The organism is Cellulomonas cellasea, from assembly GCF_030372105.1.
GTDB lineage: Bacteria > Actinomycetota > Actinomycetes > Actinomycetales > Cellulomonadaceae > Cellulomonas_A > Cellulomonas_A cellasea_A.
Window position 1 is genome coordinate 124,707 of record NZ_JAUDBQ010000008.1, and the last position, 25,745, is coordinate 150,451.

The window sequence follows — 25,745 nt, forward strand, 5'->3', positions numbered from 1 at the left end:
CGGTCACTTCTCCGCGTCAGCCGCCGCCTGGGTGGCGTCCACGATGTCCTGCGCGGTGCCGCTGGAGGCGAACACCAGCAGGATTGCGTCGTTCATCGCGCCGCCGACCGAGGAGCCGAACGCCGTGTCGAAGTAGAGCTGGACGAACGGCGCGGCGTCACGGACCTGAAGGAGGTCGGCGAGCGCCTTGTCCTTCACGTACTGGGTCGCCGAGGGGTTCGTCGGCAGGCCCATGTCGTTGTCCGCGAAGCCCTGCTGGACCTTGTCGGAGAGCAGGTAGTTCACGAAGTCGACAGCAACATCGGGGGCGTCCTGGGTCACGGCCCAGGCGTCACCGCCGCCGAGGACAGCCGTCTGGTCGCCCTTGCCGCCGCTCACGGCCGGGAAGGGGAACCAGCCGGTGTCGTCGCCGAGGCCCTGCTTGTCCTCGGTGAGGCCCTGCATCACGCCGGGCTCCCAGTGGCCGGCGAGCTCCATGGCGACCTTGCCGGTCGCGAGGAGGGCCGAGGCGCTGGTCGGGCCCTTCTGGGCGGGCGTCGCCAGGAAGCCCGCGTTGAACGGCTCGGCCGCGATGAGCTGCTCGAGGTCGACGCCCGCCTTGGCGAAGCACGGGTCGCTGAAGTCGAGCGTGCCGACGCCGTCCTGCAGCGTCTTCTGCGAGCACTCGCGCAGCGCGAAGTAGTACCAGTAGTGCGCTGCGGGCCACTTCTCGCCGGCGCCCACGGAGACGGGCTCGATGCCCGCCGCCTTGAGCTGGTCGACGGCCGTGTAGAACTCATCCATCGTGGCCGGAGGAGTCGTGATGCCCGCCTGGGCGAACAGCGACTTGTTGTACCAGAACCCGACGACGCCCATGGAGAACGGCAGGCCGTAGGTCTTGCCGTCGACCTGCCAACCGGCGACGGCGCTGCCGATCGTCGAGATCGCGTCGGCCGAGCTGTCGGTCAGGTCCTTGGTCAGGCCCGCCTCGACGTGGGCCGCGAGCTCGCCGCCGCCACGCTCCATGTAGATGTCGGGCGCGTCCCCACTCTGGAACGCCGCGTCGAGCTTGGTCACCATGTCGTCGTGCTGCATGGCACTGACCTCGATGGTCACGCCCGGGTTGTCGGCCTCGAAGTCAGCCGCGACCTGGTCGTAGTAGTCCTTGCCAGGCGAGGTGTTGGAGTTGTGCCACCAGGTGATCGTGGTGGCGTCTCCGTTGCCCTCTTCCGTGCCTTCTCCGGCGCCGGTGCCCGAGCTGCACGCAGTTGCGAGCAGCGCCATACCCACACCCAAGCTGAGGGTGCGGAGCGCTGCGGTCCTCGTCTTCTTCATCGTCGAATCTCCTCGTCGTCACTGACAGGGCGGGACGCGGATCAGGTTGGCAGCATTTCGGCCGTTGCGTCAATCGTTGTCGATATCGTTATCGAACTGATGCTCTATGCTTCCCCACGTGGACACGACTCCCCGCGTGAAAATGGCTGATGTGGCCCGGACCGCAGGAGTCTCCGTGGCCACGGTCTCGAAAGTGGTCAACGGCCGCTACGGCGTCGCCCAGAGCACCCTGGCCCGCGTCCAGGAGGTCATCGACGACCTCGGCTACGAGGCCAGCCTCGGAGCGCGATCCTTGCGCCGGCACCGCACCAACGTGCTGGGCATCCTCGTCGCCGAGTTCGAGCCGTTCAGCACCGAGCTGCTCAAGGGCGCGTCGACGGCCGTCGCCGCCACGGGCTACGAGCTGCTCGCGTACTCCGGCGGCGGGCGCGGAGGCGACGTCGGCTGGGAGAAGCGGTACCTCTCACGCCTGTCCGGCACGCTGATCGACGGCGCGATCATCGTCACGCCGACAGTGGTCGGGACCAACCACGGCGTGCCCGTCGTGGCCGTCGACCCGCACACCGGGCCGTCCGGGGTGCCCATGATCGACTCGGACAACCGCGGTGGAGCGGTGCTCGCCACCGAGCACCTGATCGCGCTCGGCCACCGGCGCATCGGCTTCCTCGGCGGGCGCGAGGACCTCGACTCCGCGCAGCAGCGCGAGGAGGGCTTCCGCCAGGCGATGGAGGCCGCGGGCATCCCCGTCGACGAGTCCCTCGTGGCGGTTGGCGGCTACCGGCCCGAGACCGCCGACGGCCCGGCGCGCACGCTCCTCGACCGCGCCGACCCGCCCACGGCCGTGTTCGCGGCGAACGACCTCTCCGCCATCCAGGTCATGACCGTCGCGCGCGGGCTGGGCATGAGCCTGCCCGACGACCTGTCGGTCATCGGGTTCGACAACGTGCCGGAGTCCGCCCTCGCGACCCCGCCGCTCACGACCATCAACCAGCCGCTGCAGCGCATGGGCTCGGAGGCCCTGCGGCTCCTGGTCGACCTGATCGACGGCCGCGAGCGGCCCTCCCACCTGAGACTGCCCACCGAGCTCGTGATGCGGGTCTCCTGCGCGCCCCCGCGCCGCTGACCTCACTCCCCCGCGCGCTGGACGGGCGCCTGACGCCGCCGCGGCGCCCGCCAGGATCACCCACCGAGTTCACCCGTCCGGCCCAGGCGGCGCCACCCATGCGGCCCAGCGGTGATCACTCGTCCGATGCGCAGGATCACGACTGCAACTCGGCCTCACGGGTGCTCTCCGCGCCCGCCTTGATGTGCCGGGTCACCCACGGGGCCAACGCGAACATCGCCAACGCGGGGATCATCGCGATCGCGCCGATCCAGCCGAAGTACGCCGTCTCGCTGACCCCCTCGGTGGCTGTCAGGAGCTGGGCGGTGATGGCGTTGCCCGCCGCGGGAGCCAGGAACCACAGCGCCATCGCCTGGCTGCGGAACGCCTCGGGAGCGAGCAGGGTCGTGGCCGCGAGCCCGATCGGCGACAGGCACAACTCGCCCAGCGTCTGCATGACATAGGTGAGCACCAGCACCCAGGCCGGGCTCTTCCCGTCACCGGCGATCGCCGACGCGGCCGACAGGAAGAGGAAGCTCGACGCGGCCATGGTCAGCCCGATGGCGAACTTCACCGCCGTGGACGGCCGGTTGTCCGTCTTGTACCAAATCCACGCGAACACCGGCGAGAGCAGCACGATGCCCGCCGGGTTCACCGACTGGAAGACCTCCGGCGCGATCGTCCACCCGAAGACCGTGCGGTCCGTGCTGTTCTCCGCGAAGGCCGCCAAGGTGCTGGCCGCCTGCTCGAAGATCATCCAGAACGCCACGGCCGTGAGGAACAGCGGCACATAGGCGGTCAGCCGCGAGCGCTCATGCGCGCTCACCCGCGGCGAGCGGAACATCACCAGGAAGTACGCGATGGGCGCCGCGAACGCCAGGTACGACAACGCGTCGATGAGGACGCCGAGCCCGGACTCCCCCGACACCCACGACGCGAGCAGCACCGCGAGCCCGACGGCCAGGAGCACCAGGGCCCCCGTGCGTGCCAGCGCGGGGCGGTCCGCCCGGGTCAGGGGATTGCCGGGCTGGTCGCCCGCATGGCCCAGCAGCCGCCGGCCGGCGACGAAGAACACCAGCGCGATCGCCATGCCGATGGCGGCCACCGCGAACCCGGCGTGGAAGCCGCCCCAGGCACGCGCCGCCCCGACCACGAACGGCGCCGCGAACGAGCCGATGTTGATGCCCATGTAGAAGATCGAGAACCCGGAGCTGCGCCGCGGGTCCTCCCGGTCGTAGAGCTCGCCGACCATGGTCGAGACGTTCGGCTTGAGCAGCCCGGTGCCGACCGCGACACAGGCGATGCCCGCGAAGGAGAAGCCCGCCGAGGGGATCGTCAGGAGCACATGCCCCGCGGCGATGACGACGCCGCCGTACAGCGTGGCCCTGCGGGCGCCCATGACCCGGTCGGCGAGCCAGCCACCGACCACCGACAGCAGGTAGACGGCCGTGCCGTAGATCGCGACGAGCGCGCCCCCGGTGCTGCTCGCGATGCCGAGGCCGCCGTCCTCGACGGAGGCCGTCAAGTAGAACAGCAGGATGGCGCGCATCCCGTAGTAGCTGAACCGCTCCCACAGCTCGGTGTTGAAGAGGGTGAAGAGTCCCAGGGGGTGCCCGAAGAACGCGTGGTCGCGGGGCACCGGCGGCTGGTGCTCCGGCGAGGGCTGGACCGGTGCGCTAGTCATCCCCCCATCGTGCATCGAGTAGGGGAAACCGGCCTGGGCACAGAACGATTGCCTGACCAGGACGAACGGCCCACACGCCCGCGCCCGGCACACAGCATCCTGGACAAGCCGGTTCGCCTCGCGATCCAGGGGACCACGAGTGCCTCACGACGAGGGGCGATGCCGGCAGCGGACCACCAGTCCGCCTGCAGACGCCTGACCATGCTGATCCGTGGCCAGGTACCCCTGCCAGGCCGCCGTCCGGTCGCTCGACACGACCGGATCGGCGGCCTGGCGCCAGGGGTTGGCGCGCAGGCGGCGGTCAGTCCAGCTGGCTGGCGCGGAACTCGTCCTCGAGCAGCCCCATCACCAGGCTGTCGCACCAGCGCTCGCCGTCGCGGTACGCGTCCCGGAGCCTGCCCTCGACGCGGAAGCCGAGGTTCTCGTACAGGGAACGGGCCCGCGGGTTGATGCTCAGCACGTCCATCTCCACGCGGTGCAGGCCGAGCCCGTCGAACGCCAGCCCGAGCATCAGCTGGATCGCCTCGGTGCCGTAGCCGCGGCCGCGGTATCCCGGGCGCATCACGAGCCGCAGGTTGCCGCTGCGCACCACGTCGTCGATCTCGTTCAGGACGATCTCGCCCAGGTACTCGTCGGAGCCGTTCGCGGTGATCGCGAGGTCGATGCGGCCGTCGGCGTCGGCGATCGTCGAGCACCAGTCGTCGATCTGCGCGCGGCTGAACACCGTGGTCGTGCCCGTCATGCGGGCGCCCTCCGGGTCCTGCACCATCTCCCACATCGCGTCCGCGTCATCCGCGCGGACGGGGCGCAGCCGGATCATCTCCCCCTCGAGGGACGGCTTCTTCATGACGCCTCCTTCATTCACCGCACGAGCCTACGTCCCGAGGATGTCGTCGAGGTTTCCCGGTGGACCGTCGCGGCTAGCGTGGCCGCGTGACTGCGATCCACTGGTTCCGCCGCGATCTGCGCCTGGCCGACAACCCGGCGCTGCTGGCCGCGGCCGCCGGCGGGGACGTGGTCGGGGTGTTCGTCCTCGACGACGTGTTGTGGCGGTCCGCGGGCGCCCCGCGACTCGCCTACCTGCTGCGCAGCCTCGCAGCCCTCGACGCCAGCATGGACGGGCGCCTGGTCGTGCTGCGGGGCGACCCCGTCGATGAGGTGCCGCGCCTGGCCCGCGACGTGGGGGCCGCGGCCGTGCACGTCGCGGCGTCGCATGAGCCGTACGGCGTGCGGCGCGACCTGGCCGTCGAGGCCGCGCTGAACGCGGCGGGCACTGCGCTGACGCGCACCGGCTCGGCCTACGCGGTGGACCCGGGCGTGCTGCGCACCCGCACCGGCAGCCCGTTCCAGGTGTTCACGCCGTTCCGCACGGCGTGGCTCGAGCACGGGTGGCCCGGACCCGCCGGGGACGCCGCCCGCGTGCGCTGGGCTGATCCCGGCGGCGGGGCGGCGTTGCCCGCCGAGCCAGGCCTGGGCGGGCTCCGCCTGCCCGACGCCGGGGAGGACGCCGCCCGGCGCCGATGGGCGTCCGCGCTCGACGACGTGGTTCCCCGCTACGCCGACGAGCGGGACCGCCCCGACCGGGACGGGACCTCGCGGATGTCCGCTGCGCTGCGCTGGGGCGAGGTGCACCCCCGCACGCTGCTCGCCGACCTCGGCCGCCTCGAGGGCGACGGGCCTGCGATGTTCCGCAGCGAGCTCGCGTGGCGCGAGTTCCACGCCGACGTGCTGCACCACCATCCGTCGGCGCGGACCGAGTCGCTGCGGCCGGTGGCGCCCGAGGACGCGTGGGCCGGCGGCGACCGCGAGCACGCCCTGCTCACCGCCTGGCAGGACGGCCGCACCGGGTACCCGTTCGTCGACGCGGGCATGCGCCAGCTCCGCGCCGAGGGGTGGATGCACGGACGCACGCGCATGGTGGTGGCGTCCTTCCTGGTCAAGGACCTGCACATCCGGTGGCAGCGCGGCGCCGAGCACTTCCTGCGGTGGCTCGTGGACGCGGACCTGAGCCAGAACCAGCTCAACTGGCAGTGGGTGGCGGGGACCGGGCGCGACGCGGCGCCGTTCTTCCGGGTGTTCAACCCGGTGGCCCAGGGGCAGCGGTTCGACCCCGACGGCGACTACGTGCGCCGGTGGGTCCCCGAGTTGCGCGGGGTCGCGGGCGCCGCCGTGCACGAGCCGTGGCGGCTGCCCGCCGGGACAGTGGACTACCCGGAACGGCTCGTGGACCACGCCGTGGAGCGGCGCGTCGCGCTCGAGGACAACGCCCGCGTCAGGGCGTTGAGATGAGCGCTTGCGCTTGACGTAACGTCAACTCGTAGCGTCGTTCTCGACGGCGGAAGTCCCGCCGTCAGGAGACGACATGAGGAGGGGCGGCATGGAGACGGGCTCGGTCCAGGACGAGACCTGGACCATCGACGAGGTCACCCGGCTGTCGGGGACCACGTCGCGCACCCTGCGCCACTACGACGCGATCGGCCTGCTCACACCCTGCGGCGCCGCCGCCGGGGGGCGCCGCGTCTACGGGCGCCCCGAGCTCCTGCGGCTGCAGCAGATCCTCGTGCTGCGCGAGCTCGGGGTCGACCTCGCGACGATCGCCGACGCGCTCCGCGTCGAGGACGCCGCCGAGCCCGACGCCGCACGCCAGGCCCGGCTCGACCTGCTCCGCGAGCACCGGGAGCGGCTGCTCGCGGAGAGCGACCGCTTCGCACGGCTCGCCGCCACCGTCGCCTCCACCCTCGAGTCCCTTGAAGGGGGACCAGCCATGGAAGCCAAGGACATGTACGCCGGATTCGACAACAGCCAGTACGACGCCGAGGCGCGCGAGCGCTGGGGGGACGAGGCAGTGGACCGCAGTCAGGCCACATGGACGAGCCTCGGCGAGGAGGGTCGCGCCCGGCACACCGCCGAGCACGACGCCGTCAGCCGCGAGCTCGCCCGATGCCTCGTGGCGGGCACGCCCGTGGACGACCCCGAGGTCCAAGCGCTCATCGCCCGCCACCACGCGTGGGTCAGCGTGTCGTGGACGCCCGGGCGTGAGGCCTACACCGGGCTCGGCGACATGTACGTGGCGGATGAGCGCTTCGCCGCCGTGTACGACGCCCACGCGCCCGGCCTCGCCGCGTACCTGCGGGACGCGATCCGGGTCTACGCGGACAGCGCCCTGTCCTGACGGGCCCTGTCCTGACGGGGCCATGGGGCCGGGACATTCTCAGAAATGCCGCCAACGCACAGCGGGGCGCGACCTGTCGGTCGCGCCCCGCTGTGCGTCGCTCTGTGCGCGGAAGGCGCACGCGATGTGATCAGCCCTAGCTGAGCCGCTCCAGCACGAGCTCGCGCACACGGCCGGCGTCGGCCTGCCCACGAGTGGCCTTCATCACCGCGCCGATGATCGCGCCGATGGGGCCCTGGTTGCCGGAGCGGATCTTCTCCGCCAGGTCCGGCTGCGCGGCGAGCGTCGCGTCGATGGCCTCGAGCAGCGGGCCGTCATCCGAGACGACCTCGAGCCCGCGGGCGACGACGACCTGCTCGGGGTCGCCCTCCCCCGCCAACACGCCCTCGAGCACCTGGCGGGCCAGCTTGTCGTTGATCCGGCCCGAGTCGACGAGCGCCTGGAGCTGGCCGATCTGCGCGGGGGTGATGGGCAAGTCGCCCAGCTCCACCTCCTGCGTCTTCGCGGTGCGGGCCAGCTCGCCCATCCACCACTTGCGCGCGGCCGCCGGGCTCGCGCCCGCCGCCACCGTCGCCTCGATCAGCTCGATGGCGCCCGCGTTGACGACGTCGCGCATCTCCGCGTCCGCGAAGCCCCACACGCCCTGCAGACGGCGGCGCCGTGCGGCGGGCAGCTCGGGCAGCGTCGCGCGGATCTCCTCGACCCACTCACGGCTCGGGTTGACCGGCACCAGGTCGGGCTCCGGGAAGTACCGGTAGTCCTCGGCGTCGGACTTCACGCGGCCGGCGGTGGTGATGCCGGTGTCCTCGTGCCAGTGCCGCGTCTCCTGCGTGACCGTGTCACCGGCGTCGAGCACCGCGGCCTGCCGCGACACCTCGTAGCGCACGGCGCGCTCCACCGAGCGGAACGAGTTGACGTTCTTCGTCTCCGTGCGGGTGCCGAGCACCGACTCGGGCGTCGGGCGCAGCGACAGGTTCACGTCGGCGCGCACGTTGCCGCGCTCCATGCGGGCCTCCGAGACGCCGAGCGCCCGGAAGATGTCCCGCAGGGTCTGCACGTAGGCGCGCGCCACCTCGGGCGCCCGCTCCCCCGCGCCCTCGATGGGACGCGTGACGATCTCCACCAGCGGGATGCCCGCGCGGTTGTAGTCGACCAGCGAGTACTCGGCGCCCTGGATGCGGCCCGTGGAGCCGCCGACGTGGGTGTTCTTGCCCGCGTCCTCCTCCATGTGCGCGCGCTCGATCTGCACGCGGAAGATCTCCCCGTCGTCCAGCTCGACGTCGAGGTAGCCGTCGAACGCGATCGGCTCGTCGTACTGCGACGTCTGGAAGTTCTTCGGGACGTCCGGGTAGAAGTAGTTCTTCCGGGCGAAGCGGCAGGACTCGGCGATCTGGCAGTTCAGCGCCAGGCCGATCCGGATCGCGTACTCCACGGCCGTCCCGTTGACCACCGGCAGCGCGCCGGGCAGGCCCAGCGAGACCGGGGAGACGGACGTGTTGGGCTCCTCGCCGAACACCGCCGGGGCCGGGCAGAACATCTTGGTCGCGGTGCCCAGCTCGACGTGCACCTCGATGCCGATCACCGGGTCGTACCGGCGCACGGCCTCGTCGTAGTCGACCAGGTCGACGGTCTGCGTGCTCACTTGCCCACCTCCAGCTCGGGCGCGCGATCCAGGAGCGGACCGCCCCACTGTGCTTCCAGCAGCGCCTCGAGCGCGGCGCCCACGCGGTACAGCCGGTCGTCCGCCTTCGCCGGCGCCAGCACCTGGAAGCCGACGGGAAGGCCGTCGTCCGACAGGCCGTTCGGCACCGACAGCCCCGGCACGCCCGCGAGGTTCGCGGGGATCGTGGCGACGTCGTTGAGGTACATCGCCAGCGGGTCGTCGAGCTTCTCGCCGAGCTTGAACGCCGTGGTCGGCGCCGTCGGGGAGACCAGCACGTCGGCCTGCTCGAACGCGGCCGCGAAGTCGCGCTGGATCAGCGTGCGGACCTTCTGCGCGCTGCCGTAGTACGCGTCGTAGTACCCCGCGGACAGCGCGTAGGTGCCCAGGATGATGCGGCGCTTGACCTCGTCGCCGAAGCCCGCGCCACGCGTGGCGGCCATGACGCGCTCGGCCGTGATCGGGCCCTCGTCGGGCTCGACGCGCAGGCCGAAGCGCATGCCGTCGAACTTCGCCAGGTTGCTCGACGCCTCACTCGGCAGGATCAGGTAGTACGCGCCCAGCGCATACGTGAAGTGCGGGCAGGAGACCTCGACGATCTCCGCGCCCGCCGAGCGCAGCAGGTCGAGGGACTCCGCGAAGCGCGCGCTGACGCCCGCCTGGTAGCCCTCGCCGGTGAGCTCGCTGACCACGCCGACGCGCACCCCGGTGAGGTCGCCGGTGCGGCCCAGGCGGGCGGCCGCGACCAGGTCGGGCAGCGGCTCGTCGATCGAGGTGGAGTCACGCGGGTCGTGGCCGCCGATGAGCTCGTGCAGCAGCGCCGAGTCCAGCACCGTGCGGGTCACCGGGCCCGCCTGGTCCAGGCTCGAGGCCAGCGCGATCAGCCCGTAGCGGGACACGCCGCCGTACGTCGGCTTGACCCCGACCGTGCCGGTGACGGCCGCGGGCTGGCGGATCGAGCCGCCCGTGTCCGTGCCGATGGCCAGCGGCGCCTCATACGCGGCCACCGCGGCGGCCGAGCCACCGCCCGAGCCGCCGGGGATGCGGTCCAGGTCCCACGGGTTGTGCGTGTTGCCGAACGCGGAGTGCTCCGTGGAGGAGCCCATCGCGAACTCGTCCATGTTGGTCTTGCCGAGGATCGGCAGGCCCGCGTCCTTGATCCGGGACACGAGCGTCGCGTCGTACGGCGGCACCCAGCCCTCGAGGATCTTCGAGCCGGCCGTCGTCGGCAGGCCCTTCGTGACGATGATGTCCTTGACCGCGATCGGCACCCCGGCGAGCGTGTGCAGCTGCTCGCCAGCGGCGCGGCGCGCGTCGATGTCACGGGCCGTGGCCAGCGCCTCGTCGCCGCTCACGTGCAGGAACGCGTGCACCGCGGGCTCGACCTCGGCGATCCGGTCCAGATGGGCCTGCGTGGCCTCGACGCTTGAGACGTCGCGGGCGGCGAGCTTGTCGGCCAGGTCGGCGGCGCTCAGCCGCGTCAGGTCGGTCATCAGTCCTCCTCCATGATCTGCGGGACGAGGAACTTGCCGTCCTGCGTCGCGGGGGCGCCGGCGAGCGCGTCCTCCACCGGGAGCGGCGGCTCGGGGACGTCCGCCCGGAAGACGTTCGTCAGGGGCAGCGGGTGGCTGGTGGCGGGCACGTCGGGCGTGGCGACCTCGCTGACCCGGGCGACCGACTCGACGATCACGTCGAGCTCGCCCGCCAGGCGGTCGAGCTCGGTGGTCGTCAGGTCGATCCGGGCCAGGGCTGCCACGCGCGCGACCTCGTCGCGGGAGAGGGTGGACATGCCTCGAAGTCTAGGCGTTCGACGATGGCCGCAGCGACGGCCCGGGGCTCATCGGACCCGGTCCACAGCCGCCGCGACCAGGGCGAGCAGCGCATCGGCGTACACGTCGGGCACCGTCGGGGCCCGGAACGACTGCTCGGGGCGGCCAGGCAGCTCCACGACCACCTGGTAGTCGTCGATGCCGCGCGACAGGCTGCGGAACGTGCCGCCCAGCAGCTCGCGGAGCTGGCCCTCGCTCGGCAGCCACAACGCGTCCTCCTGCGACACGGAGTCCAGCGCCCACTCGGTGGTGCCGTTGAAGCCGAGCACCGTGCCCGTGGGGAACTCATGCGCCTCGATCATCATGTCCGAGATGGTGAAGACCTCGCCGGAGAGCTCGGGCTGCAGGATCGTGAACCGGTCGCCGGCGCGCGGGCGCCAGCTCATGCCGGCGGCACGGAGCCGCAACGCGCGATCGACAGAGACCATGCGGCCAGTATCGAACGGCCCACGGACGGCGGCACCTCAGGGCGACCGGGGCGGCCTACCCGCTATGGCGGGTAGGCCGCGTCGTCGCCCCGGACGCCCAGACGTCTTATCGCTCGACGTAGCAGTACCGGTCGGCCGGCTGGAACCCCATCTGCGCGTAGAGCGCCGCCGCGCCCACGTTGCCGGCCTCGACCTGCAGGAAGGACCTGCGGGCTCCGGACCGGGCGGCCACGTCGAGCGCCGCCCGCGTGAGCGCGCGACCGAGGCCCCGGCGCCGGGCGGCGGGCACGACGGTCAGGCAGGACAGGCCCGTCCAGTCGTCCGCGAACGCGGCCCGGATCACGCCGACCACCCCGGTGGCGTCACGCGCGCTGAGGTAGGCGGCGCGCGATCCGGTGACGACTGCCCGCGCGAGGTCCAGGTCCGCGCCCGCGCCGGCCTTGACGCCGGTCCAGCAGGCCAGCCATGCCTCGTCGGGCGCGTCGGCGATGTCGAGGGCCATGTCGCCAGCCACCCCCGGCAACAGCCCGGATGCCTGGCCGACCGTGACCCCAGAGCCCGTGCCCTCGGCTGTGAGCCCATCGAGCACCAGCACGTCCGTCACCGCCGCAGGCGCGTACCCACGCGCGAGGAGCAGGTCGCGCAACCCGTCCGGGCGGCTCTCGCGGCCGACGCGGAACACGGTGGGCAGCCCGCGCTCGCCATAGCACCGCTCCACCCGTGCGAGGGCGTCCGCCACATCGCCGGGCTCCGCGAGCGGGAGCACGCTGTTCGCGCGGCGGGTGAACCCGCCCGAGATCCCGAGCCGCCACCCGTCCACGTCGACGACCTCGAGCGGAGGCCAGGTGGCGGCCTCCACCGCGACACCGGGGGCCGGCGGCGCGGCCCACTCGAGCACGCGCATGTCGATCCCGTGGTCGTGCCGGTCACGGGCCGGCGCGGCGACGAATCCGAGGCGCCCGTACAGCCGGTGCGCGGTGCGCATCGAGTCGAGCGTCGAGAGCACCACGCGATGGGCGCCGAGGGCCACGGCCTCCCCCAGGGCGGACCGCATGAGCGCCTCCCCCACCCCGCGGCCGCGGGCCCCGGGCGCCACGGCGAGCATCCGCAGCTCCACCTCGCCGGGCTCCGCGAACTCCGCCCACGGGCTCTCCCGGCGCGCCAGCGTCAACGTGCCGACCACCGAGGGCTCCGCCGAGCCCGGGCCGCCGGGGCCGAGCGCGACGAGCAGGGTCGCCTCCGCAGCGCGTCGCGCCGCGTCCCGCAGCTCACGCGTGTACGGATGCTCGGCTGTCAGCAGGCCGTCCGACAGATAGGCGGCGGCAGTGACCTCGCCCGCGCCCGCGATCTCGGCGGGCGTGGCGGCGGCCCGGACCAGCACGCCGCGACCCCGTTCGGTGAGCGCGGTCATGCCTCGTCTGCCCCGGCGCCCGCGTCAACAACGACCTCATCGGCCTCGTCGGCGAAGGCCGCCGGCCCCTCGGCGAGCAGTCGCGTGAACTGCGCCTCGTTGAGGATCCGCAGCCCGAGCTCGCGCGCCTTGGCCTCCTTGCTGCCGGCGTTCTCCCCCACCACCACGTAGTCGGTCTTCTTCGACACGCTGCCCGACGCCTTCCCGCCGCGGCTGAGGATGGCCTCCTTGGCGCCGTCCCGGCTGAACCCCTCGAGCCCGCCGGTGACCACCACCGTGAGGCCGTCGAGGGTGCGCGGCGCGGACTCGTCGCGGGCGTCGGCCATGACCACGCCCGCCGCCTTCCAGCGGTCCACGATCTCGTTGTGCCAGTCGGCGCCCTCGCCGTGGAACCACTCCTGCACCGCTGCGGCGATGGTGGGGCCGACCCCGTCGACGGCCGCGAGCGCCGCGGCGTCCGCGTCCCGGACCGCCTCGATCGTGCCGAACTCCCCGGCCAGCGCGCGGGCGGCCGTGGGTCCCACATGCCGGATCGACAGGGCCACAAGCACCCGCCACAGCGGCTTGGACTTCGCCAGCTCGAGCTGCTCGATGAGCTTGAGGGTCGTCGCGGAGGGGGCCGAGGGCTTCTTCGCGGTGGGCCGGGTGTAGAAGTACGGGACCTGCTCCCAGACCCCGGTGCCGACCCCGGACTTCTTCTTCTCGCGCCACACCCGCACGTCGGCGAGGTCCTCGGCGCGCAGGTCGAAGAGCCCGGCCTCGGTGCTGAGCACCGGCGTCTGCGGCTCGCCCTGCGCGTCCTCGGGCCTGTTGAACTCGGGGTCGACGAGGGCGATCGCGGCCTCCCAGCCGAGCGCCTCGATGTCGAGCCCGCCGCGTGAGCCGATGCCGAAGACCCGCTCACGGAGCTGGGACGGGCACGAGCGCGCGTTGGGGCACCGGATGTCGATGTCCCCCTCCTTGGCGGGGGCGAGCGGCGTGCCGCAGGACGGGCACTCCGTCGGCATCTCGAAGGGCCGCTCCGTGCCGTCGCGCAGCTCGACGACGGGCCCGACGATCTCGGGGATCACGTCGCCGGCCTTGCGCAGCACCACGGTGTCGCCGATCAGCACGCCCTTGCGCGCCACCTCGCTGGCGTTGTGCAGCGTCGCCATCTCGACGGTGGAGCCGGAGACCCGGACCGGCTCCATGACGCCGAAGGGCGTGACCCGGCCGGTGCGCCCGACGTTCACCCGGATGTCGAGGAGCTTGGTGTTGACCTCCTCGGGCGGGTACTTGTACGCGATCGCCCAGCGCGGGGCGCGGCTGGTGGACCCGAGCCGGCGCTGCAGCGAGATCTCGTCGACCTTGATGACGATGCCGTCGATCTCATGCTCCACGTCGTGGCGGTGCTCGCCGTAGTGGTCGATCATCTCCTGCACCTCGGGCAGCCCGGCCGCGACGCGGGTGTGCGACGAGACGGGCACCCCCCACCCGGCGAGCAGGTCGTACACCTGCGACTGCCGCTCGAGGCCGGCGCCGCCCGTGCCATCGCCCCAGCGCAGCGCGCCGATGCCGTGCGCGTACATGCGCAGCGGACGCGAGGCCGTGACCCGGGGGTCCTTCTGCCGCAGCGAGCCCGCCGCCGCGTTGCGGGGGTTCGCGAACGGGGCCTTGCCCGCCTCCACCTGGGCGGCGTTGAGCTCCGTGAACGCCTCCACCGGCAGGAACACCTCGCCGCGGACCTCGATCAGCTCCGGGTGGCCAGCCGGGTCGCCCGCCAGCACCTGCGGGATCGTGGGGATGGTCCGCACGTTCAGCGTGACGTCCTCACCAGTCCGCCCGTCACCACGGGTGGCGGCCCGCACGAGCCTCCCCCGCTCGTACAGCAGGGCGATGGCGAGCCCGTCGATCTTGAGCTCGGTGAGGTAGTGCAGCCCGCCCGGGCTCTCGCCGACGTCACGGGCCACGCGCTCGGCCCACGCGGCGACGTCCTCAGCGGAGAACGCGTTGTCCAACGACAGCATCCGCTCGACGTGGTCCACGGCGGTGAACTCGGTGGAGAACGTGCCGCCGACCACCTGCGTGGGCGACTCGGGGGTCCGCAGCGCCGGGAACTCCTCCTCGAGCGCCTCCAGCGCGCGCATCGACTCGTCGTACTCGGCGTCGCTCGCCAGCGGGGCGTCGCGCACGTAGTAGGCGAACTGCAGGTCGCGGACGCGCTCGGCGAGCTCGGTCCACCGGCGCCGGGCGGCGACCTCCTCGGGCGTCGCGGCCGACGGCTCGGCCCCCTGCGACATGCTCGGGTCGACTGCGGGATCAGGTGCGGTGCTCACCGGCACATCATCGCGTGTCCCGCCCACACACGCCGCGCGCTGTTCGGCCGTCGGCGCGGGAGGCCGCAGGGTCAGCCCACCAGCGCGGGCGCCACCCGGCGGCGCCGGGTCAGCGCTCCCACCGTCACCGTCACCCCGACGCCGACCACGGCCGCGGCGAGCCCGGCCGCGAACACCTGGGGCGACATCTGCGCGACGACCACCTCGGCGCCGTCCGCGTCCCAGGTGCACACCGCGCGCGGCGGGAACGCCGTGAACTGCACGCTCGCCTCTTCGGCGGCGTAGGCGACCAGGCACGGCTCGTCGGTCGCGTTGCTCGACTCGAGCGTGGAGACCCCGACGCCGATCCACCCGACGAGCAGCACCACGAGGCCGACGAGCGCCAGCCCTGAGCCGGCCAGCAGCGCGAGCAGCTGCCCCCGGGTACGTCCTGCCGTGCGCGCCATCGCGGTCAGCCTTCCGCTCGTTCGGCGACCAGCTCGGCCGCCCGCACCGCCGCGGCGAGCGCCGCGCGTGCCTGGTCAGGTGTCGCCGACGCGTCGGGCGCTGGCGGCAGGAGGGTAGCGCGGGCCAGTCCCTCGGCGGGCAGCCCGACGCGGCGCCAGGGCACGGTGAGCGCGTCGGCCTGGGCGCGCAGGTCGGGCCCGGCGCACTGCGAGGACGTCAGGGGCGGCAGCTCGGCCCAGAGCGCCGTGCCCTGTTCGACGGCCTCGGCGATGTGCTCCCAGGCCCGCTCGTCGAGTCCGGGGAGCGCGAGCGCGACACCGTCCGCCCCGGCCGCCACTGCGGGGCGCAGCGCCGTCCACGTCGCCCCGCCATGCACCACGACCTGCCCGGCGCCCGGGCGCGCGCCGCGCACGACGACGCCCAGCAGCTCGGTGGCGGCGGGCGCGGGCACGGCGCGCAGCGCGCTGTAGCCGGAGAAGCTGGGCAGCACCCCGGCGACGACCTGGGCGAGCAGCGGCTCGTGCAGCAGCACGACGGGCTCGACGCCGGGCACGAGGCGCCGCACGTCGGCCAGGTGCTCGGCGATCCCCGCGGCGAGCGACCACGTGAGCTCCTCGAGCGCGCCGCGGTCGGAGACCACCCGGTCGCCGCGGGCCAGGTAGAGCCGTGCGGCGAGCGTGAGCGGCCCGGTCACCGGGACCACCAGCGGTCCGGTGAGGCCGTGGGCCGCGACAGCCAGCGCGTCGAGGTCCTCGCGGCGCAGGGCCTGGGCACGGGCGAGGTCGCCGCCGGGACGGTCCGCGAGCTTCCAGCCGTGCGGGCCGAGCTCGGTGGGCATGTCGACCAGCAGCGTGGCGGCGGTCCCCGTCGGGCCGCCCCAGGGCCCACGCTGCGGCAGCCGCACGGCGAATGGCAGCCCGGTGACGCCGGTGGGGGCGTCCGCCAGGTCGCCGACCACGACGGTCTGCGCCTCGAGGACGTCGTCCCCGGGCCAGGGCCCGGAGCCGCTGACGCCCGTCATGCCGAGCCCGCCGGGGTGGAGCCGCTGACCGTGGCCTGGCCGAGCACGCGCGTGCCGGAGTAGAGCACCAGCGACTGCCCGGGCGCGACGCCCTGCAGGCCGGGCTCGTCATCGTCGAGCCGGACCTCGACCTCGTCCCCGAGGTCGCCGAGCGCGCGGGCGCGGGCCGGGACCGCCTCGCCGTGCGCGCGCACCTGCACGGCGCACGAGAACCAGTCGTCGCCCGCGGGCCGCTCGAGCCACACTGCGGCGTCGCCGCGGATGCCGCCGACCCGCAGGGCCTCGGCCGGGCCCACCACCACGGTGTTGCTGACAGGCTCGATGGACAGGACGTACCGCGGCTTGCCGTCGGGCGCGGGCCTGCCGAGCGCCAGGCCCTTGCGCTGCCCGACGGTGTACGCGTAGGCGCCGTCATGGGAGCCCACGACGGCGCCCGTCGTGTCGACCACGTCGCCCGGCCGTGCGCCGAGCCGCTCGCGCAGGAAGCCCTGGGTGTCGCCGTCGGCGACGAAACAGATGTCGTAGGAGTCCGGCTTGGCCGACACGGACAGCCCGCGCGCGGCGGCCTCGGCGCGCACGTCGTCCTTGGACGCGACGTCGCCGAGCGGGAACATCGACCGCGCGAGGCGTTCGGGGCCCATCACGGCGAGCACGTACGACTGGTCCTTCGCGGCGTCACGCGCCCGGTGCAACTGCGGCGCCCCACCGGCGGGACGCTCGACCCGCGCGTAGTGGCCCGTGCACACCGCGTCGAAGCCGAGTGCGAGGGCCTTGTCGAGCAGCGCCTCGAACTTGATGTGCTCGTTGCAGCGCACGCACGGGTTCGGGGTGCGCCCTGCCGCGTACTCGGACAGGAAGTCGGCGATGACGGTGTCCTCGAAACGCTCGGACAGGTCCCACACGTAGTACGGGATGCCCAGCACGTCGGCGGCGCGGCGCGCGTCCCCCGCGTCCTCGATCGAGCAGCAGCCCCGGGAGCCGGTGCGGTGCTGGGCCCGGTTGCGGGACAACGCCATGTGCACGCCGACCACGTCATGCCCGGCGTCCACCGCGCGGGCCGCGGCCACCGCGGAGTCCACTCCCCCGGAGAGGGCGGCGAGCACCCGCATCAGCGGCCCTCTCCCGCTGCGCTGGCCGCGCGCGGGCGGCCCGAGAGCCCTGCGGCCCGTGCCCGCTCGACGGCGGCGGGGAGCACCTCGACGAGCCGGTCCACATCGGCCTCGGTGGACGTGTGGCCGAGTGTGAAGCGCAGCGCGCCCCGGGCCTCGTCCTCGCCCGCGCCCATCGCCAGGAGCACGTGGCTGGGTTGCGGCACGCCCGCCTGGCACGCGGAGCCGGTGGAGCACTCGACTCCCGCGGAGTCCAGCAGGTACAGCAGCGAGTCGCCCTCGCAGCCGGGGAAGGTGAAGTGCGCGTTCGCCGGGAGCCGCAGCGACGGGTCGGCGGGCCCGCGCAGCACGGCGTCGGGGACGACGCGCCGCACCTCGGCCACGAGCCGGTCGCGCAACGCCGCCAGTCGCGGCGCCGTCGTCGGGCGGGCGGCCACAGCCGACTCCACCGCCACCGCGAAGGCCGCCGCCGACGGGGTGTCGAGCGTGCCCGATCGCACCCCGCGCTCTTGGCCGCCGCCGTGCAGCACCGGCGTCAGGTCGAGGCCGCGCCGGGCGAGCAGCGCGCCCACCCCCATCGGCCCACCGACCTTGTGACCGCTCACGGTGAGCGCGTCGAGGCCCGATGCCGCGAAGTCGACGGGAACCTGCCCCACCGCCTGCACCGCGTCGGCGTGCACGGGAACGCCATGCCGGCGCGCCAGGGCGACGGCGTCGGCAAGCGGCTGCAGCGCGCCCACCTCGTTGTTCGCCCACATCACGGACAGCAGCGCCGCGGAGTCGCCGTGCGCCTCGAGCTCGGCGGCGAGCGCGTCGATCCGCAGCACGCCGTCCGAGTCGACGGGCAGCAGCACGATCTCGGCGCCGGCGTGCTCGGCCATCCAGAAGGCCGGGTCAAGCACCGCGTGGTGCTCGACGGCGGAGACGAGGATGCGCCGCCGGGCCGGGTCCTGCGCGCGCCGCGCCCAGAACAGGCCCTTCACGGCGAGGTTGTCCGCCTCGGTTCCGCCTGCCGTGAGGACCACCTCGCTCGGCCGGGCGCCCAGGGCGGCGGCGAGCCGCTCACGCGCCTCCTCGACGGTGCGGCGGGCGGCCCGGCCAGAGGAGTGCAAGGACGAGGGGTTGCCGGTGCGGACCAGGGCCTCGGTGAAGGCGCTGACGGCTTCGGGGAGCATCGGCGTGGTCGCCGCATGGTCCAGATAGACACTCACCGCGTCATCCTACGAACCCGCACTGGCAAGATGTGTCCGTGAGTGCCGACGACGTCCTGGGATCCCCGCTCGCGTTCAGCGGGCAGCGCCTCGACTGGCGCGACCTCCCGCGCGCCGTCCGGAGCCGCATCGCCGAGCTCGCGGGCGCGCAGGTGACCGCCGAGATCAGCGCGAACACCGGGTTCAGCCCCGGCTTCGCGGCCGTGCTGGAACTGGCCGACGGGCGCGGGGTGTTCGTCAAGGCGGTCTCGCCGGAGCAGAACCCCGCCTCCCCCGACCTCGCCCGGGCCGAGATCCGCGTCGCCGCGGCCCTGCCCCCCGAGGTCCCCGCCCCGAAGATGCTGTGGTCGGACGACGACGGCGAGTGGGTGCTCCTGGGGTTCGAGGTCGTGCACGGGCGCGCGCCGGAGTCGCCGTGGCGCCCCGCCGACCTCGAGCTCGCGCTGGACGCGCTGGCCGTGCTGGCCGACGCGGAGCCGTTGCCCGGCCACCAGCTCCCGAGCACCGATGTCACCCTGGCCGCGGAGTTCACGGGCTGGCGGCAGTTGCACGCGGCGGCGCCCGAGATCCGGCGGGAGGCTGCCGAGCAGGCCGGCGAGCTCGGGGGCTGGGCGTGGGAGAACCTGGAGCAGCTCGTGCGCTGGGAGCAGGATTCGCCCCGGGTGTCCGTCGGCGGGGCGCTGGTGCACGGCGACCTGCGCGCCGACAACATGCTCATCGACCACGAGCACGCGAAGATCGCGCTGGTCGACTGGCCGCATGCGAGCGTCGGCGCGCCGTGGCTGGACCTGGCGTTCATGCTGCCCAGCGTCTCGATGCAGGGCGGCGGCGACCCGCAGGACCTGTTCTGGTCACAGCCGGTGACCGACGGCCTGCCGGTGGACCACCTGCGGGCGGCGCTCGCCGGCATGTCGGGGCGCCTGGCCTACGGGTCGCTGCAACCCGCGCCGCGGGGGATCCCCAACCTGCGCCGGTTCCAGCGGGCGCAGGCCGAGGCCGCGTTGTCCTGGCTCCGCGAGCTGGCCTGACCGACCGCGTGGGCCGGCGCCCTCCGGCGCCGGCCGCCAAGCGGGGGCTCAGCCCTGGGCGTCCTTGAGCCGGCGCAGCTCCTGCGTGGCCTGCGGCAGCACCGTGAACAGGTCGCCCACGATGCCCAGGTCGGCGATCTCGAAGATCGGCGACTCGGGGTCGGAGTTGACGGCCACGATCGTGCCGGAGGCCTGCATGCCGCCCCGGTGGTGCACGGCGCCGGACACCCCGGCGCCGATGTACAGCCGGGGGGCGATGGTCACGCCCGTCTGGCCGATCTGCGCGTCGTGCCCGATCCAGCCCTCGTCGGTGGCGACGCGGGTGGCGCCCACGGCCCCGCCGAGCACGTCGGCGAGCTCCTCGAGCGGGGTGAAGTCGCCGTTGGTGCCACGGCCGCCGACGACCACGACCTGCGCCTCGCCGAGCGCCGGGCGGTCCGACGGCGCGCGCTCGGCGTGCTCGACGACGACTGCCTGACGGGCGGCGCCGCTGATGGCCACCGGGTGGGTGACGACGGCGGGCGAGGTGGGCGCGGCGGCGGGCGTGGGCTGCGTGGAGTTCGCCTTGAGCGCCACCACGGCGAACGGGGTGCGCACCGCGCAGCTCGTGGTCCACGTCCCGGCGAGCACCGTCTTGTCGGCGACGACCCGCCCGTCCGCGACGCGCGCGTCGGAGGCGTCGACGACCACGCCGGCGCCGGAGCGCACACCGAGCCGCCCGGCGATCTCCTTGTTGTCGAACGTGGAGGTGAGCAGCAGCGCCGCGGCGCCGAGGGCGGCGGCCAAGTCGGCGAGCGCGTCGGCGACCACAGGGGTGAGCCGCTGGTCGGCGGCGCCCAGGTCGAGCGCGTCGACGACCTCGACGCCCTGGGCCCCGAGCTCGGCGAGCACGTCGCCGCCGGGGCCGTCGGCGCCCAGCCAGACGCCGTGCACGGCGCCCAGGCCGCGGCCAAGGGTCAGGAGCTCGAGGACCGGCGCGCGCAGCGTCCCGTCCGGGGCGTGGTCGAGCAGCACCAGCACAGGGCCGGCGAGGTGGTTCGTCATCGTCAGGGGTCCTCCGGTCGCTGCGCTCAGACGAGCTTGTTCTCGACGAGGTAGGCCGCCAATCGCAGGCCCGCCTCGCCGTCGTCGGTGACCAGCACGCGGTCCTCGCGCGCGGGCCGTGGCGCCGCCTCGAGGACCTCCGTGCGCGCGCCCGCGGCGCCGACGGTGGCCGGGTCGACCCCCAGGTCGGCGAGCGTGAGGACGTCGACGGGCTTCTTGCGGGCCGCCATGATGCCCTTGAAGTTGGGGTAGCGCGGCTCGTTCGCCTGGTCGGTGACCGAGACGAGCGCCGGCAGCGGCGCCTCCAGCACCTCGGTGGCGTGGTCCAGCTCGCGGCGCACCCGCACCGTGCCGTCCGTGACGGCGACCTCGGCCGCGAGGGCCAGCAGCGGCAGGTCCAGCTCGGTGGCGAGCGCGGCGGGCAGCAGGGACGTGAGGCCGTCGAGCCCCGCCATCCCCGTCACCACCAGGTCGACGGGCTCCTGCTCGCCGAGGCGGCGCACGGCGGCGGCGAGCACCTTCGCGGTGCCGAACACGTCGGAGCCGGCGATCGCGTCGTCGACGACGTGGACGGCCTGCTCGGCGCCCATCTGCAACGCCCTGCGCACCGCGTCCACCGCGTCGTCGGGGCCGACGGTCACGGCGACGACCTCGCCGCCGTGCTCCTCGACGAGGGCGAGGGCCGCCTCGACGGCGTTCTCGTCCAACTCGTTGAGGGTGCCGTCACCGCCGTCGCGGGCCATCCGGCCGTCGGGCTGGAGGGAGCGCTCTGACTGGATGTCCGGCACGTGCTTGACGCACACCACGATTCTCACCCGCGGAACGTTACCTCCCGGGGCGCGCGGACCCCAGCCCGCCTGCGTCACAGTCCCGCCCAGCGGACTGCGCGGACGCCCCGGAGGTCCGCCTGGGGAGGCCAGCGCGCGTCGGCCCCCGCCCGGCAGGTCAGAATGGCGGGGTGACGCGGGAGGACATGCGGGGCCGGACGCCAGGGCTGGGCGTGCGCGTGACCGACGACGGCATCGAGGCCGCCGTCCTCGCGTCGCATGCCAGCGCCGTCGACCTGTGCCTGCTGGACCCGGGGCCGCCCGGCCCGGACGGCGCGCCGACATGGTCCGAGCGCAGAGTCCCGATGGGCGGCCCCCATCTGGGGGTGTTCCGCGCCCAGGTCGCCGGGGTGCGGCCGGGCCAGCGGTACGGCTTCCGCGCGCACGGCGCGTGGGATCCCGCCGGCGGGCTGCGCTACAACCCCGCCAAGCTGCTCGTGGACCCGTACGCGCGGGGCCTGGCGGGCTCCCTCGAGCTGCGGCCCGAGGTGTACGGGCAGGTGGTGGACGACGCGCTGCACGGCGACCCCTACGGGCCGGCGGACCCGCGCGATTCCGCGGCCCATGTGCCGCACTCGGTGGTCGTCGACACCCGCGCGCGCAGCCTCGTGCCGGATCCAGCCGCCAACCGTCCGCGCACGCCCTGGTCGCGCACCGTCGTCTACGAGGCGCATGTGCGCGGGCTCACGCAGCGCATGCCGGACCTGCCGCCCGCGCTGCGCGGCACCTACGCCGGCCTCGCCCACCCCGCGACGATCCAGCACCTGCGGACGCTCGGCGTCACCACCCTGGAGCTACTGCCGGTGCAGGCGTTCGCCTCCGAGCCGCATCTGCTGCCCCATGGGCTGACGAACTACTGGGGGTACAACACCCTCGGCTTCTTCGCCCCGCACACCGACTACGCGACGCGGGAGGCCCAGGCGCAGGGCCCGGCGGCGGTGCTCGCCGAGGTCAAGGCCGCGGTGCACGCGCTGCACGCGGCGGGCATCGAGGTGCTGCTCGACGTCGTGTACAACCACACCTGCGAGGGCGGGATCGGCGGGCCGCAGGTGAGCTGGCGGGGGCTGGACCCGAGCGTGTACTACGCGCACGACGGCGGGTACCCGGCGACGCTCGCCGACTTCACCGGCACCGGGAACTCGTTGGACTACCGGCGCACCCCCGTGATCGCGATGGCCCTGGACTCGTTGCGCTACTGGGCGGACGAGGTGGGCGTCGACGGCTTCCGATTCGACCTGGCGGTGACGCTCGGGCGCGGGCCGTCGGGCTTCGACCCGCACCACCCGTTCCTGGTGGCCCTCACCACCGACCCGAGCCTGCGCGACCTCAAGCTCGTCGCGGAGCCGTGGGACGTGGGGCCGGGAGGCTGGCAGACGGGGCACTTCCCGCCGCCGATGGCGGAGTGGAACGACAAGTTCCGCAACGCCGTGCGCTCGTTCTGGCTGGCCGACCCCGCCCGCGCGGCCCACGGCCTGCCCGGCCACCGCGTGCGCGAGCTCGCGACCCGCCTGGCCGGCTCCGTCGACCTCTTCGGCCACACCGACCCGCCGCTCATGCGCGGCCCGCTGGCCTCCGTCAACTACGTCACAGCGCATGACGGGTTCACCCTGGCCGACTTGGTCGCCTACGACCACAAGCACAACTCCGCCAACGGCGAGGACAACCGCGACGGCACCGACGACAACCGGTCGTGGAACCACGGCATCGAGGGGCCGCTGCGAGCCGACTCGATCGGCGCCCCCATCCTGCCGCTGCGCCGCCGCTCCATCCGCAACCTGTTCGCGATGCTGCTGCTGTCCGCCGGCACCCCGATGATCACCGCCGGCGACGAGATGGGCCGCACGCAGCACGGCAACAACAACGCCTACTGCCAGGACAACGAGACGTCGTGGGTGTCCTGGGACCTGTCGCCGTGGCGCGCGGACCTGCTCGCCACCGTCACCCACCTGCTGCGGCTGCGGCGCGAGCACCCCGCGCTGCGCAGCGAGCGCTTCTTCACCGGCGCCCCGGTGCGGCCCGGCGGCCGCCCGGACCTGGCCTGGTACGACAGCCAGGGAGCCCTCTTCGACCACGACCGCTGGCATGACCAGGAGCTCCGCACCCTGCAGATGGTCCGCTCGCTGCCCGCCGAGCGGGCCGAGGGCGCCGACGAGCGCACTCCGGGCGAACGGCGCCCGCCCGCGCCCGATGACGACACCGTGATGATCGTGGTCAACGGCGCGCTGGACCAGGTGGAGGTCGCGCTCGCCGCCGATCGGCCCACCGTGTGGGAGCTGGCCTGGGACTCCACCTGGGAGAGCCCGCGCGAGTTGCGCGCCGCCGCGATCAGCTCGGCGCTGCACACGGCCTCCGGCGCCCGCACTGTGCTGGAGCCGCTGAGCGCTCGGGTCTACATCGCGCGCTGACACGCCGCTACGCTGCGCGCATGGCCGACACCGCCGTCAGTCCGCAGCACGTCCCGCAGCGCGCCACCGACGTGATCGTCGTGGGGGCCGGGCTCGCGGGGCTCGTCACCGCCGCCGAGCTCACCGCCGCCGGCAGGCACGTCACGCTGGTCGACGCGGAGGGCCCCGCGGCGCTGGGCGGCCAGGCCTGGTGGTCCTTCGGGGGCCTGTTCCTGGTCGACTCGCCCGAGCAGCGCCGGCTCGGCATCCGCGACTCCGCGGACCTCGCCCTGGCGGACTGGCTGGGCTCGGCGGACTTCGACGCGGGCGGCGCCCCGGGCGGCGGCGACGAGTGGTCGCGCGCCTGGGCCGAGGGCTTCATCGACTTCGCCGCGGGCGAGATGCGCCCCTGGCTGCACGCGCAGGGCGTGCGCTGGTTCCCGCTGGTGCAGTGGGCCGAGCGCGGCGGGTACCTGGCCGACGGGCACGGCAACTCCGTGCCCAGGTTCCACGTCACGTGGGGCACCGGGCCGGGCATCCTCGAGCCGTTCGTGCGGGCGCTGCTCGACGCGCGCGCCGCGGGGCTCCTGACGGCGATGTTCCGGCGCCGGGTGACCGGGCTGGTGCTGACCGACGGGCGGGTCACGGGCGTGCGGGGGGACGTGCTGGCCGCCGACGGCGCCGCGCGCGGGGCGCCGAGCTCACGCGAGCCGGTGGGGCAGTTCGAGCTGGCCGCGAGCGCCGTGGTGATCGCCACGGGCGGCATCGGGGCCAACCACGACCTGGTGCGGGCGACCTGGGCGCAGGACGCGGGGCGGCTGCCGCAGCGGATGCTGTCGGGGGTGCCGGACCATGTGGACGGCTCGGGCATCGAGGCGGCCCGCGGGGCCGGAGCGGCGGTGGTCCACGAGGACCGCATGTGGCACTACCCCGAGGGCGTCACGAACCACTCGCCGGTGTGGGGGCGCCATGGCATCCGCATCCTGCCCGGCCCGAGCTCGTTGTGGCTCGACGCCGACGGCCACCGCCTGCCCCCGCCGCTGTTCCCGGGCTTCGACTCGTTGGGCGCCCTGCGGCACATCACGGGGCGCGGCGACGACCACTCCTGGTTCGTGCTGGACAAGACGATCCTGGGCGCCGAGTTCGCGCTCTCCGGCTCGGAGCAGAACCCCGACCTGACCGGCAAGGACGTCGGCCTGCTGCTGCAGCGCGTGCGCCCCGGCGCCGTGGGGCCGGTGGAGGCCTTCGCCCAGCACTCGGAGGAGTTCCTGTGGGCGGACACGCCCGCGGAGCTCGCCGCCCGGATGAACACCCTGACGGGCACTGACCGCATCGACCCCGGCAAGCTCGCCCGGACCATCCGCGAGCGCGACCGCCAGGTGCGCACGGGCCTCGGCAAGGATCTGCAGGTCACCGCGACGGCGATGGCCCGCCGGTATGTGGTGGACCGGCTGATCCGCGTCGCCAAGCCGCATGAGCTGCTCGACCCGGCGCACGGGCCGCTGCTCGCGGTGCGGCTGTCGGTGCTGACCCGCAAGACGCTCGGCGGGCTGCTCACCGACACCGACGGCCAGGTGCTGCGCCCGGGTGGCGGCGCGCTGCCCGGGCTGTTCGCGGTCGGCGAGGCCGCGGGCTTCGGCGGCGGAGGCGCCCACGGCCGGCGCGCGCTCGAGGGCACGTTCCTGGGCGGCTGCCTGTTCACCGGGCGCACCACCGGCAGGGCGCTCGCCGACCAGCTCAGCGGCTGAGCCGGCGGGCG

General features: G+C 74.0%; 21 protein-coding genes. 6 read left to right on the forward strand and 15 right to left on the reverse strand.

Annotated elements, in window-relative coordinates:
• Nucleotides 1-3 precede the first annotated feature (3 nt).
• The gene (locus QUV83_RS09585; RefSeq protein WP_289564197.1) at nucleotides 4-1,314 is read right to left on the reverse strand and encodes an ABC transporter substrate-binding protein; all 1,311 of its coding nucleotides are present in this window, start codon (nucleotides 1,312-1,314) and stop codon (nucleotides 4-6) included.
• Nucleotides 1,315-1,456: 142 nt separating this feature from the next.
• Between QUV83_RS09585 and QUV83_RS09590 the strand changes: the two genes are divergently transcribed.
• Nucleotides 1,457-2,437 carry a LacI family DNA-binding transcriptional regulator gene (locus QUV83_RS09590; protein ID WP_289564254.1) on the forward strand — a complete coding sequence of 327 codons (981 nt, stop codon included), beginning with the start codon at nucleotides 1,457-1,459 and terminating at the stop codon, nucleotides 2,435-2,437.
• A 136-nt stretch (nucleotides 2,438-2,573) separates the two neighbouring features.
• On the opposite strand, the gene QUV83_RS09595 is transcribed toward QUV83_RS09590, so the two are convergent.
• Both QUV83_RS09595 and QUV83_RS09600 read right to left on the reverse strand, forming a co-directional pair.
• The gene (locus QUV83_RS09595; RefSeq protein WP_289564198.1) at nucleotides 2,574-4,100 is read right to left on the reverse strand and encodes a peptide MFS transporter; all 1,527 of its coding nucleotides are present in this window, start codon (nucleotides 4,098-4,100) and stop codon (nucleotides 2,574-2,576) included.
• Between the two features lie 301 nt (nucleotides 4,101-4,401).
• Nucleotides 4,402-4,947 (reverse strand): GNAT family N-acetyltransferase, encoded by a 546-nt coding sequence (locus QUV83_RS09600; protein ID WP_289564200.1) that lies wholly within the window; start codon nucleotides 4,945-4,947, stop codon nucleotides 4,402-4,404.
• Nucleotides 4,948-5,033: 86 nt separating this feature from the next.
• Here QUV83_RS09600 and QUV83_RS09605 point away from each other — a divergent pair, with 86 nt between their 5' ends.
• The gene (locus QUV83_RS09605; RefSeq protein ID WP_289564202.1) at nucleotides 5,034-6,389 is read left to right on the forward strand and encodes a cryptochrome/photolyase family protein; all 1,356 of its coding nucleotides are present in this window, start codon (nucleotides 5,034-5,036) and stop codon (nucleotides 6,387-6,389) included.
• A gap of 88 nt (nucleotides 6,390-6,477) precedes the next feature.
• Complete coding sequence (locus QUV83_RS09610) at nucleotides 6,478-7,272, forward strand: MerR family transcriptional regulator (protein WP_289564204.1); 795 nt, start codon at nucleotides 6,478-6,480, stop codon at nucleotides 7,270-7,272.
• A 136-nt stretch (nucleotides 7,273-7,408) separates the two neighbouring features.
• Here the strand turns inward: QUV83_RS09610 and gatB are convergent, their stop codons facing one another.
• The 10 genes from gatB to QUV83_RS09660 all read right to left on the reverse strand — a co-directional run bounded on the left by gatB (nucleotide 7,409) and on the right by QUV83_RS09660 (nucleotide 18,703).
• Nucleotides 7,409-8,914 carry an Asp-tRNA(Asn)/Glu-tRNA(Gln) amidotransferase subunit GatB gene (gatB, locus tag QUV83_RS09615; RefSeq protein WP_289564206.1) on the reverse strand — a complete coding sequence of 502 codons (1,506 nt, stop codon included), beginning with the start codon at nucleotides 8,912-8,914 and terminating at the stop codon, nucleotides 7,409-7,411.
• Nucleotides 8,911-10,425, reverse strand: a complete 1,515-nt coding sequence (gatA, locus tag QUV83_RS09620) for an Asp-tRNA(Asn)/Glu-tRNA(Gln) amidotransferase subunit GatA (RefSeq protein WP_289564208.1) — start codon at nucleotides 10,423-10,425, stop codon at nucleotides 8,911-8,913. Before gatA ends, gatB begins: the two co-directional genes overlap by 4 nt.
• Entirely contained in the window at nucleotides 10,425-10,721 is a 297-nt protein-coding gene (gene gatC / locus QUV83_RS09625; RefSeq protein ID WP_289564209.1) for an Asp-tRNA(Asn)/Glu-tRNA(Gln) amidotransferase subunit GatC, read from the reverse strand. Before gatC ends, gatA begins: the two co-directional genes overlap by 1 nt.
• Before the next feature lie 48 nt (nucleotides 10,722-10,769).
• The gene (locus QUV83_RS09630; RefSeq protein WP_066587370.1) at nucleotides 10,770-11,189 is read right to left on the reverse strand and encodes a pilus assembly protein CpaE; all 420 of its coding nucleotides are present in this window, start codon (nucleotides 11,187-11,189) and stop codon (nucleotides 10,770-10,772) included.
• A gap of 106 nt (nucleotides 11,190-11,295) precedes the next feature.
• Nucleotides 11,296-12,600 carry a GNAT family N-acetyltransferase gene (locus QUV83_RS09635; protein WP_289564212.1) on the reverse strand — a complete coding sequence of 435 codons (1,305 nt, stop codon included), beginning with the start codon at nucleotides 12,598-12,600 and terminating at the stop codon, nucleotides 11,296-11,298.
• A complete protein-coding gene (gene ligA / locus QUV83_RS09640; RefSeq protein ID WP_289564256.1) occupies nucleotides 12,597-14,879 on the reverse strand; it encodes an NAD-dependent DNA ligase LigA in 2,283 nt (760 codons plus the stop codon). The genes QUV83_RS09635 and ligA overlap by 4 nt, the downstream gene beginning before the upstream one ends.
• 107 nt (nucleotides 14,880-14,986) lie before the next feature.
• A complete protein-coding gene (locus QUV83_RS09645) occupies nucleotides 14,987-15,361 on the reverse strand; it encodes a hypothetical protein (RefSeq protein WP_289564214.1) in 375 nt (124 codons plus the stop codon).
• A 5-nt stretch (nucleotides 15,362-15,366) separates the two neighbouring features.
• Nucleotides 15,367-16,383 carry a hypothetical protein gene (locus QUV83_RS09650; RefSeq protein WP_289564215.1) on the reverse strand — a complete coding sequence of 339 codons (1,017 nt, stop codon included), beginning with the start codon at nucleotides 16,381-16,383 and terminating at the stop codon, nucleotides 15,367-15,369.
• On the reverse strand, nucleotides 16,380-17,492 hold the full coding sequence (gene mnmA, locus QUV83_RS09655) for a tRNA 2-thiouridine(34) synthase MnmA (protein WP_289564216.1): 1,113 nt from the start codon (nucleotides 17,490-17,492) through the stop codon (nucleotides 16,380-16,382). Before mnmA ends, QUV83_RS09650 begins: the two co-directional genes overlap by 4 nt.
• Nucleotides 17,492-18,703 (reverse strand): cysteine desulfurase family protein, encoded by a 1,212-nt coding sequence (locus tag QUV83_RS09660; RefSeq protein ID WP_289564217.1) that lies wholly within the window; start codon nucleotides 18,701-18,703, stop codon nucleotides 17,492-17,494. Before QUV83_RS09660 ends, mnmA begins: the two co-directional genes overlap by 1 nt.
• Before the next feature lie 38 nt (nucleotides 18,704-18,741).
• Between QUV83_RS09660 and QUV83_RS09665 the strand changes: the two genes are divergently transcribed.
• Nucleotides 18,742-19,731: a phosphotransferase family protein gene (locus QUV83_RS09665; protein ID WP_289564219.1), complete on the forward strand. Its 990-nt coding sequence runs from the start codon at nucleotides 18,742-18,744 to the stop codon at nucleotides 19,729-19,731.
• A 48-nt stretch (nucleotides 19,732-19,779) separates the two neighbouring features.
• Here QUV83_RS09665 and QUV83_RS09670 read toward each other — a convergent pair whose 3' ends face one another.
• Both QUV83_RS09670 and QUV83_RS09675 read right to left on the reverse strand, forming a co-directional pair.
• Nucleotides 19,780-20,775 carry an electron transfer flavoprotein subunit alpha/FixB family protein gene (locus QUV83_RS09670; protein WP_289564221.1) on the reverse strand — a complete coding sequence of 332 codons (996 nt, stop codon included), beginning with the start codon at nucleotides 20,773-20,775 and terminating at the stop codon, nucleotides 19,780-19,782.
• A gap of 26 nt (nucleotides 20,776-20,801) precedes the next feature.
• Complete coding sequence (locus QUV83_RS09675; protein WP_289564223.1) at nucleotides 20,802-21,590, reverse strand: electron transfer flavoprotein subunit beta/FixA family protein; 789 nt, start codon at nucleotides 21,588-21,590, stop codon at nucleotides 20,802-20,804.
• Between the two features lie 158 nt (nucleotides 21,591-21,748).
• Here QUV83_RS09675 and glgX point away from each other — a divergent pair, with 158 nt between their 5' ends.
• Nucleotides 21,749-24,007, forward strand: coding sequence for a glycogen debranching protein GlgX (glgX, locus tag QUV83_RS09680; protein ID WP_289564258.1), 2,259 nt, complete (start codon nucleotides 21,749-21,751; stop codon nucleotides 24,005-24,007).
• A 20-nt stretch (nucleotides 24,008-24,027) separates the two neighbouring features.
• Nucleotides 24,028-25,734, forward strand: coding sequence for an FAD-binding dehydrogenase (locus QUV83_RS09685; RefSeq protein WP_289564224.1), 1,707 nt, complete (start codon nucleotides 24,028-24,030; stop codon nucleotides 25,732-25,734).
• Nucleotides 25,735-25,745: the final 11 nt, after the last annotated feature.

Bases quoted from the DNA above. Each gene is read 5' to 3' on its own strand.
- QUV83_RS09585 (WP_289564197.1), bottom strand. From the start codon at position 1,314: ATGAAGAAGACGAGGACCGCAGCGCTCCGCACCCTCAGCTTGGGTGTG.
- QUV83_RS09590 (WP_289564254.1), top strand. From the start codon at position 1,457: ATGGCTGATGTGGCCCGGACCGCAGGAGTCTCCGTGGCCACGGTCTCG.
- QUV83_RS09595 (WP_289564198.1), bottom strand. From the start codon at position 4,100: ATGACTAGCGCACCGGTCCAGCCCTCGCCGGAGCACCAGCCGCCGGTG.
- QUV83_RS09600 (WP_289564200.1), bottom strand. From the start codon at position 4,947: ATGAAGAAGCCGTCCCTCGAGGGGGAGATGATCCGGCTGCGCCCCGTC.
- QUV83_RS09610 (WP_289564204.1), top strand. From the start codon at position 6,478: ATGGAGACGGGCTCGGTCCAGGACGAGACCTGGACCATCGACGAGGTC.
- gatA (WP_289564208.1), bottom strand. From the start codon at position 10,425: ATGACCGACCTGACGCGGCTGAGCGCCGCCGACCTGGCCGACAAGCTC.
- gatC (WP_289564209.1), bottom strand. From the start codon at position 10,721: ATGTCCACCCTCTCCCGCGACGAGGTCGCGCGCGTGGCAGCCCTGGCC.
- QUV83_RS09630 (WP_066587370.1), bottom strand. From the start codon at position 11,189: ATGGTCTCTGTCGATCGCGCGTTGCGGCTCCGTGCCGCCGGCATGAGC.
- QUV83_RS09635 (WP_289564212.1), bottom strand. From the start codon at position 12,600: ATGACCGCGCTCACCGAACGGGGTCGCGGCGTGCTGGTCCGGGCCGCC.
- ligA (WP_289564256.1), bottom strand. From the start codon at position 14,879: ATGTCGCAGGGGGCCGAGCCGTCGGCCGCGACGCCCGAGGAGGTCGCC.
- QUV83_RS09645 (WP_289564214.1), bottom strand. From the start codon at position 15,361: ATGGCGCGCACGGCAGGACGTACCCGGGGGCAGCTGCTCGCGCTGCTG.
- QUV83_RS09650 (WP_289564215.1), bottom strand. From the start codon at position 16,383: ATGACGGGCGTCAGCGGCTCCGGGCCCTGGCCCGGGGACGACGTCCTC.
- mnmA (WP_289564216.1), bottom strand. From the start codon at position 17,492: ATGCGGGTGCTCGCCGCCCTCTCCGGGGGAGTGGACTCCGCGGTGGCC.
- QUV83_RS09670 (WP_289564221.1), bottom strand. From the start codon at position 20,775: ATGACGAACCACCTCGCCGGCCCTGTGCTGGTGCTGCTCGACCACGCC.
- glgX (WP_289564258.1), top strand. From the start codon at position 21,749: ATGCGGGGCCGGACGCCAGGGCTGGGCGTGCGCGTGACCGACGACGGC.
- QUV83_RS09685 (WP_289564224.1), top strand. From the start codon at position 24,028: ATGGCCGACACCGCCGTCAGTCCGCAGCACGTCCCGCAGCGCGCCACC.